We start from the raw sequence: 10,848 nt of genomic DNA, 5'->3' as shown, positions 1-10,848 counted from the left end.
GAATATATAGACTATTACAATAATGATCGAATAAAACTTAATTTAAAAGGAATGAGCCCGATACAATATCGAGCTCATTATTATCAAATTTAATTATAAATTCGTCTAAACTTTTGGGTGCAGTCCAAAATGTAGCATCTTGTCGGGTTTAAAAAAAATATAATATGCTGCTATAAAATAGCAAATTATGTTCTATTAAGCATTGGCTAATTCTTTGATGTGTGCTTTAATTTTTACTTCTAGTTCATCAGCCAATTCAGGATTGTCTTTGATTAAAGATTTTACAGCATCACGCCCTTGTCCTAATTTAGTATCTCCGTAGCTGAACCATGATCCCGCTTTTTTAACGATTTCAAATTCAACTGCTAAATCCAAAATCTCACCCGTTTTAGACACACCTTCTCCGTACATAATGTCAAATTCGGCTGTTTTAAAAGGTGGAGCGACTTTGTTTTTTACTACTTTTACTTTGGTTCTGTTTCCGATAACATTCTCACCATCTTTGATTTGAGAAGAACGACGGATATCCAGACGCACAGATGCATAAAACTTTAAGGCATTACCACCTGTAGTCGTTTCAGGATTTCCGAACATAACACCAATTTTTTCTCTCAACTGGTTGATAAAGAAAACAGTACAATTTGTTTTACTGATTGTTCCGGTCAATTTTCTTAAAGCTTGAGACATTAAACGAGCGTGAAGACCCATTTTAGAATCTCCCATTTCTCCTTCGATTTCGCTTTTTGGAGTCAACGCAGCAACCGAGTCAATTACCACAATATCAATTGCCCCTGAACGAATCAGGTTTTCGGCAATTTCTAAAGCTTGCTCCCCGTTGTCGGGCTGAGAAATGATCAGGTTTTCGATATCTACGCCTAATTTTTCGGCATAATTTCTATCAAAAGCATGTTCTGCATCTATAAAAGCAGCAATTCCGCCTGCTTTTTGAGCTTCTGCAATTGCATGCAGTGTCAAAGTGGTTTTTCCAGAAGATTCCGGTCCGTATATTTCAATTATTCTACCTCTTGGGTATCCATTTACTCCAAGGGCCAAATCGACACCCAGAGAACCCGAAGAAATCGTTTCAACTTCTACAATGGCTTTGTCACCCATTTTCATCACGGTTCCTTTTCCGTACGTTTTATCAAGTTTGTCAAGCGTAAGTTGTAACGCTTTTAGTTTGGCATCTTTTTCTGAACTCATCTTTTCTTTCTCTTTTTCTTTCATCTAAAATTTTATATTTTTTTCTTTTTCGAAAAACAAACCAGAAAATCAATAACTTCCTGATTTAGATTTCTATGGGCTTGTAATTTTGTAAAAATACTTCTTTTTTTTGAAGTTTCATTGTTCCAAATTGTCACAATTTTATACTATAAAAACAAAGCCTTTAATTCTGTTGCTTCTGATGGTTTTATTTTACCTGCAAGCAACAAACTCAGTTGTTTGCGACGTAAAGCGGCTTCATAACGACTAATTTCAAGTTCTGTTTCGGGTTGAATTGCAGGAACTTCAACTGGTCTTCCGGTATCGTCTACTGCCACAAAAGTATAAATGGCTTCGTTGGCTTTGGTTCTGTTGCCAGATTCGCGGTCTTCTACCCAAACATCTATAAAAACTTCCATCGAACTTTTGAAAGATCGGGACACTTTTGCTTCTACGGTTACGACACTTCCTAATGAAATGGCACGATTAAAAGCCACATGATTGACAGAAGCTGTTACGACAATTCGGCGCGAATGTCTTCTGGCTGCGATACTTGCGGCGCGATCCATACGGGCCAATAACTCACCTCCAAAAAGATTATTCAAAGGATTTGTTTCGCTCGGCAGCACTAAATCGGTCAATATGGTAAGGGATTCGGAAGGGTGTTTTGGAGTCATTTTTTTAATAATAAAATTTGTTTTCTACCACAGATTTCAAATATTTCTTTAGTTTTAATTTGTGAAATCTGCGGCTATTTTTTTAAATCGAAGTCAATTAATTTAACCAATAAACCGCCATTACAGCTGGTATAAAATAGATTACAATTGTTCTGGCACCGTCGTAATCTTTGGCTAATCGTTGACCGAAAAGCATCATTAACAAAGAGATACATGAAAATAGGGCACCGTAAAAACCAAATTCGCGACCGCTGTTCAAAAGCAATTGTATGGCGCCAACTACAGATAAAATACCAGAAATTAATTCTAAAATTAAAAGATGAAGCAGGGCAAGAGGCACTTGATTTTTAAGAATGGTGGCAGCAAAATGTCCTTTAAGCCACGCCAAATTATCTTTCCAGTAAAAAATTTTTTCGTAGCCGGATTGTAAAAAAGTTAAGGCTAAAAATATCAAAATTAAAATTGAAGCAACGTTATTCATTTGAAATATTATTTTTTATGAATTAATCGGGTTAGTTTTATTGATAAGTCGGTTAAAATTATTTTTGCATTTCCGTTTCTTTCAATGTGATACATCGCATCTGAAAGTTCCTTAAAAATATCATGAATATTATTTCCGTTTACAAAAGGAGCAAAATTTTCGAGTTTAAATTTATCGACTTTTGGTTCAATGTATACCAGACTTGGTGCTTGATAATGAAGCAAAAGCGCCTGACGGAACATTTCGATACAAAACTGAATGAATTTTTTTTGGCTTTCACGACCCAAACTTGCAATTTCTTCACTCCAGGAAATCAAATCCTGAATTGCAGCGGCATTTCCTTTGGCTCTAAAAGCCGCGCGCACCCAATTGACAAACCATTGCTCAAAAGGATATTCTGCATCGTCTTCTTTTACCAAATGCAAAGCTTTGCTAAAATTGCCCTGCGCCTGATGAGCGATTTTGAAAGCAGTTTTTTCTTCTATGTTTTCTTTCGAAATTAAAGCTTCGGCAATGACTTTTTCTGGTAAACCATTAAAGTGAATTACCTGACAACGAGATCGTATGGTTTGAATGATGTCTTCTTCATTCTCAGAAATCAATATAAAAATAGTTTTATCCGAAGGTTCTTCGAGTAATTTGAGCAATTTGTTCGAAGCCGCAATATTCATCTTGTCAGCCATCCAGATAATCATGATTTTATAACCGCCTTCGTATGATTTTAACGAAAGTGATTTTAAAACTTCCTGGGCATCCTCAACCCTAATTTCGCCTTGCTTGTTTTGAACACCAAGGATTTTGTACCAGTCAAATAATCCGCCATAAGGCATTTCCTGAATAAATTGTCGCCAATCCTGAATAAAATCTAAACTTTTGGGTTTGGTTTTTACATCTTCGGTGGTAACAGTGGGGTAAATAAAATGCAGGTCCGGATGTGATAGGTTCTGAAATTTTAAATTACAGGAATCGTTTCCGTTTGCATTTTCGTTACCTGTATTGTTGCACAAAATATATTGCGCATAAGCAATAGCAGTTGATAAGGTGCCACTTCCTTCTGGTCCGACAAATAGCTGAGCATGCGGAATTCTTCCGGAGGACGCACTTTTTATCAAGTGACTTTTGATGTAATCTTGGCCTAAAATTTCAGAAAATTGCATGAAGCAAAGATAGAAGAAAATGATATAGTCAAAAATTTTCCGGATAAAGATTAATTTTTAACTGTTGTTTTTTAATTCTGAAAAAAGATTTTAACTTAAATTTTTACTTTTTTCTGCTAAAGTTTTGTTAATACTGAAATGTTTTTCAACAGATATTAAGACATTTTTGTTAATAGTTTTTCGTTTTTTTTTAAAAAGTTATGTTTTTTTTGTCTAGAATAAAGCACATTAAATCACTCTGATTAACACTTTTCTTACAAGAAAAAAATTTTAACAATATTAACAAAAAACTCGGCAAAAGGCATATTTTCTCGACATAGAACCCATTTTTGAGTATTCTCGGAATGTTTTATTTCAAAAAAAAAATCAATAAAGTTGTGATTTAACATAATTTATATATTTTTGTTTCTATCAAAAACAAATTTATTCTAAGAATTTATGAAAGGGAAAATTATCTTTTTAAGTGTCTTTTTTTTATTGACGACAGGTGCCGTTTTTGCACAAGCCAAAAATGCTCCGAGAAGTATTATCAGTACAACTGCTCTTATACGCAAATATCATGATCAGAAGGAGCTAAGCGGAATGCAAAAAGGCGAGCTTCTTGAATTGTACATCGAGCGTATAAAGGTTTTGGTGAAAACCCTTCCTTACATCGCGTTGGTTACAAAACCGGGTGTTACAATGGCCGATTTGGGTATCCCAGACGACAGTGAGCACAAAAAAGTGTTAGACAACCAAGCAATTGGTACTACAGCATTCTTAGATACAACTGTAGAATTTCAGAGAAAAATGATGCCTTACTCAGATAAGGGAAATTTGATCGCTGCTATTTTATTTTATGAAGGAACATTGAAATCATTACACGAGTTCAACGAGTTGAACGAAATGTAATTGTTAAATATTTTTATATGCTTCTTAAAGAATTGAGATCACAAGTCTCAATTCTTTACAGAGGTTTTAAAAAATCAACTCGTTTTCGATGGTTCTGCTTGGCAGAAAACTCGGGATGAGTTTTTTTAATTTTCGCATACCCAAATTTAATATTAACCTAAATACCCCTTGTGATGAAAAAAATTACTCAAATCATCTGCGTTCTTTTGACAGTTACCAGTATGAGTGCTCAACAAGAAAAAGGAATTATGGGCTATAACAACTGGTTGAATAACTGGACAGAGTTTAAGCCTAACAAAGTAGAATATGGAGAAGCTAATCAGATTTTAGCTGGAAACATTTCTGTTAACACAAAGTTGCTGAAGAGAAATATTTATGTTCTGCAAGGAAACGTATATGTTACTAACAATGCAGTTTTAACAATTGAGCCAGGGACTTTGATCATTGGTGATTTTGAAACAAAAGGAACATTGGTAGTTACTAAAGGTGCATCAATTATTGCTGACGGTTTAGAGACAGACCCAATTGTATTTACTTCAAACCGCAGCCAGAAAAAAGCTGGAGATTGGGGAGGATTAGTTATTTTGGGAGATGCTCCGATCAATAAATTTGGAAATGCAGGTTCTTATAACTTAGATCTTGATCCATCTCAAACTACTTACGGAGGAGACAATGTCGCTTCTAATTCTGGAGTTTTAAGATATGTAAGAATCGAATTTGCTGGAAAAAGAGTAAAAGGTACTCCAGGTTTCAACGGATTAACACTTGCTGGTGTTGGTAACAAAACTATTCTTGAAAACGTGATGGTTAGTTATTCTGCAGGTGACTCGTTTGCTGTTTACGGTGGAGATCTTAATGCTACAAAATTTGTTTCTTATAAGTCAATCAACGATGACTTTAAGTTTACTCAAGGAACCCAATGTCGTTTATTTAACTCTTTAGCAGTTAGATCATCTTACTTATCTAGTAACAAAGATGGTTCTCGTTGTCTTGAAGTTGCTTCTTACGAAAAAAAGAACGAAACTGATTTTACTAAAAAAGGAACTCTTGTAGTTGCTTCTAATATTACAATGCTTAATGATAGCGAAAATATTAGTGCCGATATTCAGGCAGGTTTGGTAAAAGAAGCTGTTTATATTGCTGAAAACGCTTCACTTGAAATGAAACGTAGTGTAATCTCTGGATTTAATCCAGCTGTTTTATTGGACAGTAAAATTGAGATTAACGATGCCAACCTTAAAAAAATCAAATTCGAAGAAATGTTTTTTAACTTGTGTAAAGGAAATATCTTTACAGAGTACAACTCAAACAACGAGGATTTAGAGAGCTGGTATGGAAATAGCGTGTTTTTTAATGTATATTCTCAAAGTGATAACAAAGAGACATTCATTGATATTTTAAACCCTAAAAAGCCAGATTACAGACTTATACTTGGAAAAATTACTGCTTCAAGCGGCAATCGATAAGAGATTTCGATTTTTATTTTAAACGCGTAAATTTTATTAATAAAGTCCCCAGACACAATTTATGTACTCGTCTTAAGCGGACAAATAAAGATCAAAATAATGGCCCCGAAACAAAAAATATATTCTTGTATTATACTTTTGGTTTCTCTTATTTCGTTGACCACATACGCACAAAATACTACCGAAAAACCTGCTTTTTTAGATTGTATCGAGAACGTAAACAATGTTGTTAAGTCTGAATTAAAGAACCAACAATGTGCAGCTGTTTTAGTTGCCAATTCAAATATTATTTCAAATCAGTTCTTAGTAAAGCTATCCATCCCCAAGGATAGTTTTACTACAGATACTGTGGGTGACAGCGATACATGTGCTGTCGAAAAATTACACCTTATTACTGATAAAAGTGCCTATTCTGAAATAGCGAGAGCTATTATAGAAAATTATAGATACGATTTTTCAGAAACATTTATTGATATTCTTTTTTTTGAAAATATAGATTTAGCCAGAAAACGTACTATATGATTCAAAAAACTACTCTATTTTTAACGAAATGTATTATCTTTTTCGGAGCCTTTTTTGCCTTCGAACCAAGTACTAATGCACAAACAGTGGTTCCACAAACATTTGATGGTCTGGAAAAACTGTGCGCAGGAGGTTCTTTCAACGAATTTTTTGCAACATTTAGTTATATAGATTTTCCAGCTGGAACTACTTTTGTAGTAGAATTATCAGATCCTACAGGAAGTTTTACAACTCCAATAGCAACAACCTTGTTGCAAACTATTGATGTTTCTCCAACCCAAAAAACTATAAAGTATGCTGTACCAACCAATCTGGTTGGTTCAGATACTTACAGCTTACGAGTAAAAGCATCTACAGGATATGTTAGTCCTACAAGGTTCAAAAACACTTTGGGCAACACATCTTTTCCTGCTTATTACAAAGAGTACGAGAATTCCTTTTATATCAATAAAAAAAGCGACATGGCGATGTTGTGTGCTGGCGGAAGCTTAACACTTTCGGTAGATAACGAAACGCCAACTGTACCTGCATCATCACCTCTAAATTATGCCAGTGTCAAATACAAATGGTATAAAGATGGTACTGCGATTGCCGGACAAAGTTCTAGTTCGTTAGTAGTAAATGCTATCGGACAATATTATGCAGAGATTGATTATGGTCAATGTTCAGATGTGAATTTTAGTTCTAATCGTGTTACGGTTACTTCTTCAAGTTCTGGTTCTAGTGTAACCATTAGCTCTAGTTTAGGAAATCCATTTTGTTCCAGCGGATCAGGTACTGTTCTAACGGCGACTAGTGGAAATAGTTATGTTTGGAAAAAAGACGGTACAGTAATTACAGCAGCAACAGGTCGTACGTATACAACAAACGAATCCGGAAATTATACGGTAGAAGTTGATTTTGGCGGATGTAAAGCTACGGGAAGTATCAATCTTCAAAGTAATACTTTTAACGCAAGTATTGATGTTCCGGAAGCTCCTGATACCAATACAATTGCAGAAGGAGAAACGTTAAGTGTTACCGTTACAGATGATGCTGCAAGTCCAACGTATGAGTGGTATTTAAACGATAATTTAATAGCTGGCGCAACGACAGATACCTATTTGGTAACTGTGAGAGGTAATTATAGAGTAAAAATTTCTCAATCTGGTGGTTGTATCACTTCAAAAGAATTTTCTTTTAAAGTTATTGGCCCGCAAGGTCCCGCTACAGTTATTCCCAATATTATAAAACTGGCAACAAATCCATATTGGAACATTCCAGATGTATACAAAACAGCAGATACTAAGCTTACAATTGTAAGTTCAAACGGCGAGATTATGTTTGATGATGTGGGCAGTAATTACGACCCCGTAACAAATTCGTTCGTTAAAGATTTTAAAAATGTAAATCCAGTTTATTACTATGTCATTAAAGGCGATGCAGGTGAAAAAAAAGGATCAATAACGGTGATAAAATAATATGAAGAAAATTTTACTATTCATAACTTTATTTTATGGTACATCACAAATACTCTATTCGCAGCAAACAGTTACTGAGGATGGAGTTGTTTCGTTTTCTTTACCTATCAGAAATTCATTAAAGTTTAATAGATATTTAATTAATCCAACTTTTAGTTTTGTTCGCGAACAAAATTCATACATAAGTTTTTACAACAAAAGACAATGGATACAGTTTGAGGATGCTCCAAACACGTATTTGTTTAATTATTCTGGACGCTTTAGAGAAAATGAAGCGTTTGCTGTTGGATTGTTTCAACAGAATTATGGTTTGTTTACGGTCTTTGGAGGAGTACTTAATTTTGCACACAATATCGTTTTGCAGGAAGACAGCAATTTAACTTTTGGTTTAAATGTTGGTGCTTACCAAAGCGGTCTTGACGAGGGAAAAATTATTTCAGATGATGTTATAGATGTTTCAAATTATCCGTCAAATACGTTACTTACTGTAAATCCTGGGATTAATTACGGTACTGCTTTTTTAGATTTTGGTGTATCGATCAACAACTTGATTCTGTATAATTTTGGTGGCGGAATGGTAAAAGAAGATCCAGAAAGAGCAATCCAAGTACATGCCATGTACACCGGATTTATTGATAGTTATGGTTTTTTTGACAGAAGTAAATTCTCCGGAATTGTAAAAACAGAGCTTAAAAAAGACAAGACCGTTATTTCAGGTCTTGCAATGCTTTCGCTAAAACAAGGAGTTTGGGCGCAAGCAGGTTACAATACGTTATTTGGAATGTCGGCAGGATTGGGTTTTAATATCTCACCTAGTTTTGCTATCGAATACAATTATGAGCGCGCAACGGGAAACCTGACTAATTTAGGAGCTTCCCACGAATTTGTATTAGCGTATAAATTCAAAAACAGAAATTATTATTACGGTGATGACGAGGAAGGTTCTTTGATTGAAGCATCGCAAACTGCTAAGCCAGTCAAAGCAAAACCTAAAACAAATGCTGCACCAATAACCAGAGTTAGCGGTGCCGAAAAAGCAAAACTTGCTGCCGAAGCAAAAGCAAAAGCCGATGCAGAAGCATTACAAGCAAGATTAGCTTTAACAGAAAAAGTGAAGGCTGATGCCGAAGCTGCTGCTAAAGCAAAATTAGAAGCCGACAATAAAGCCAAAGCCGATGCTGAGGCTCTTAAAATAAAATTAGCCGCAGACGCAAAAGCGAAAGCCGATGCAGAAGCTGCTGCTAAAGCAAATTTATCGCCACAAGCAAAAGCGAAAGCGGATGCTGAAGCATTAAAAGTAAAACTTGCTGCCGATGCCAAAGTAAAAGCCGACGCAGAAGCCGCCAAGAGAAAAGCCGATGCTAAAGCGAAGGCAGAAGAAGCGGATTTACAATCTATAATTGCTGCTGATGCCAAAGCCAAAGCCGATTCTGATGCCCTACAAGCTAAGTTGGCTGCTGAAGCAAAAGCAAAAACAGCAACAACTGCTAAAACAAAAGCAGCAATTGATGCGGCAAACAGAGCCAAACTAGCTGCAGAAACAAAAGCCAAAGCGGCTGAAGCAGCTGCTTTAAAATTAAAATTAGCTGCCGATGCAAAAGCGAAAGCCGATGCCGAAGCGTTACAGGCGAGACTCGCTGCTGATGCCAAAGCCAAAGCGGATGCTGAAGCACTGAAAGCAAAATTAGCTGCTGATAAAGCAAAAGCCGATGCCGAAGCACAACAAGCAAGATTAGCTGCGGAAGCAAAAGCAAAAGCCGATGCCGAAGCTGCTGCTAAAGCAAAATTAGAAGCAGACGCAAAAGCCAAAGCCGATGCTGAGGCTCTTAAAATAAAATTAGCTGCTGATGCCAAAGCAAAAGCGGATGCCGAAGCTGCTGCTAAATTAGCTTCAAATAATACCGCAAAAGCGGACATGAAAGATTTGCAAGCTCAGTTATTGGCAGACGCCAAAGTAAAAGTAGATGCTGAAGCTACTGCTAAATTGAAAGCAGAGAAAGAAGCACAACAATTACAAACGACGGAACAAGCCCGTCAAGCAAAACTAGCTGCTGACAAGGCGAAAGCCGATGCAGAAGCGCAACAAGCAAAACTAGCTGCTGACAAAGCCAAAGCAGACGCAGAAGCATTACAAGCAAAACTAGCTGCGGATGCCAAAGCGAAAGCGGATGCGGAAGCTGTAGAAAAACAAAAAGTTGAAGAAGCTCGTCAAGCGAAATTGGCTGCTGATAAAGCGAAAGCAGATGCAGAAGCATTGCAAGCAAAACTAGCTGCTGATGCCAAAGCGAAAGCGGATGCGGAAGCTGCAGAAAAACAAAAAGTTGAAGAAGCCCGTCAAGCGAAATTGGCTGCTGATAAAGCGAAAGCAGACGCAGAAGCATTACAAGCAAAATTAGCTGCTGATGCCAAAGCCAAAGCGGATGCGGAAGCTGCAGAAAAACAAAAAGTTGAAGAAGCCCGTCAAGCGAAATTGGCTGCTGATAAAGCGAAAGCAGACGCAGACGCATTACAAGCAAAATTAGCTGCTGATGCCAAAGCCAAAGCGGATGCCGAAGCTGCAGAAAAACAAAAAGTTGAAGAAGCTCGTCAAGCGAAATTGGCTGCTGATAAAGCCAAAGCAGACGCAGAAGCATTACAAGCAAAATTAGCTGCCGATGCTAAAGCGAAAGCGGATGCGGAAGCTGCAGAAAAACAAAAAGTTGAAGAAGCTCGTCAAGCGAAATTGGCTGCTGATAAAGCCAAAGCTGACGCAGAAGCGCAACAAGCAAAACTAGCTGCCGAGAAAGCCAAAGCGGATGCAGAAGCTGCAGAAAAACAAAAAGTTGAAGAAGCTCGTCAAGCGAAATTGGCTGCTGATAAAGCCAAAGCTGACGCAGAAGCCCAACAAGCAAAACTAGCTGCCGAGAAAGCCAAAGCGGATGCAGAAGCTGCAGAAAAACAAAAAGTTGAAGAAGCTCGTCAAGCGAAATTGGCTGCTGATAAAGCGAAAGC

General features: G+C 36.7%; 9 protein-coding genes and 1 pseudogene. 6 read left to right on the top strand and 4 right to left on the bottom strand.

Features of this window, described 5'->3' with window-relative positions; genetic code table 11:
• A partial coding sequence (locus tag J3495_RS13010) for an IS3 family transposase (protein WP_210666978.1) occupies positions 1–93 on the top strand: 93 nt, incomplete at its 5' end.
• Positions 94–195: 102 nt separating this feature from the next.
• Here J3495_RS13010 and recA read toward each other — a convergent pair.
• From recA to J3495_RS12990, 4 genes are all read right to left on the bottom strand, one after another.
• Positions 196–1,203 carry a recombinase RecA gene (gene recA, locus J3495_RS13005; protein ID WP_210666977.1) on the bottom strand — a complete coding sequence of 336 codons (1,008 nt, stop codon included), beginning with the start codon at positions 1,201–1,203 and terminating at the stop codon, positions 196–198.
• Between the two features lie 167 nt (positions 1,204–1,370).
• The gene (locus J3495_RS13000; protein ID WP_210666974.1) at positions 1,371–1,880 is read right to left on the bottom strand and encodes an acyl-CoA thioesterase; all 510 of its coding nucleotides are present in this window, start codon (positions 1,878–1,880) and stop codon (positions 1,371–1,373) included.
• A 97-nt stretch (positions 1,881–1,977) separates the two neighbouring features.
• Entirely contained in the window at positions 1,978–2,361 is a 384-nt protein-coding gene (locus tag J3495_RS12995; protein WP_210666973.1) for a DoxX family protein, read from the bottom strand.
• A gap of 8 nt (positions 2,362–2,369) precedes the next feature.
• Positions 2,370–3,518, bottom strand: a complete 1,149-nt coding sequence (locus J3495_RS12990; protein ID WP_210666972.1) for a DNA polymerase III subunit — start codon at positions 3,516–3,518, stop codon at positions 2,370–2,372.
• Between the two features lie 438 nt (positions 3,519–3,956).
• On the opposite strand from J3495_RS12990, the gene J3495_RS12985 reads away from it, so the two are divergent.
• The 5 genes and pseudogenes from J3495_RS12985 to J3495_RS12965 form a co-directional block, all read left to right on the top strand.
• Entirely contained in the window at positions 3,957–4,409 is a 453-nt protein-coding gene (locus J3495_RS12985; RefSeq protein ID WP_210666971.1) for a hypothetical protein, read from the top strand.
• Between the two features lie 173 nt (positions 4,410–4,582).
• Positions 4,583–5,875 carry a hypothetical protein gene (locus tag J3495_RS12980; protein WP_210666970.1) on the top strand — a complete coding sequence of 431 codons (1,293 nt, stop codon included), beginning with the start codon at positions 4,583–4,585 and terminating at the stop codon, positions 5,873–5,875.
• 99 nt (positions 5,876–5,974) lie between these two features.
• The gene (locus tag J3495_RS12975) at positions 5,975–6,397 is read left to right on the top strand and encodes a hypothetical protein (RefSeq protein WP_210666969.1); all 423 of its coding nucleotides are present in this window, start codon (positions 5,975–5,977) and stop codon (positions 6,395–6,397) included.
• Positions 6,394–7,857: a gliding motility protein SprC gene (sprC, locus tag J3495_RS12970; protein WP_210666968.1), complete on the top strand. Its 1,464-nt coding sequence runs from the start codon at positions 6,394–6,396 to the stop codon at positions 7,855–7,857. The genes J3495_RS12975 and sprC overlap by 4 nt, the downstream gene beginning before the upstream one ends.
• Before the next feature lies 1 nt (position 7,858).
• A pseudogene (locus J3495_RS12965) lies at positions 7,859–10,848 on the top strand (PorP/SprF family type IX secretion system membrane protein); the annotation flags it as partial.

This window comes from Flavobacterium geliluteum (assembly GCF_017948595.1).
Taxonomy (GTDB): domain Bacteria; phylum Bacteroidota; class Bacteroidia; order Flavobacteriales; family Flavobacteriaceae; genus Flavobacterium; species Flavobacterium flavipigmentatum.
The sequence above is the reverse complement of the archived record's forward strand: the minus strand, read 5'-3'. Positions and strand labels throughout refer to the sequence as shown.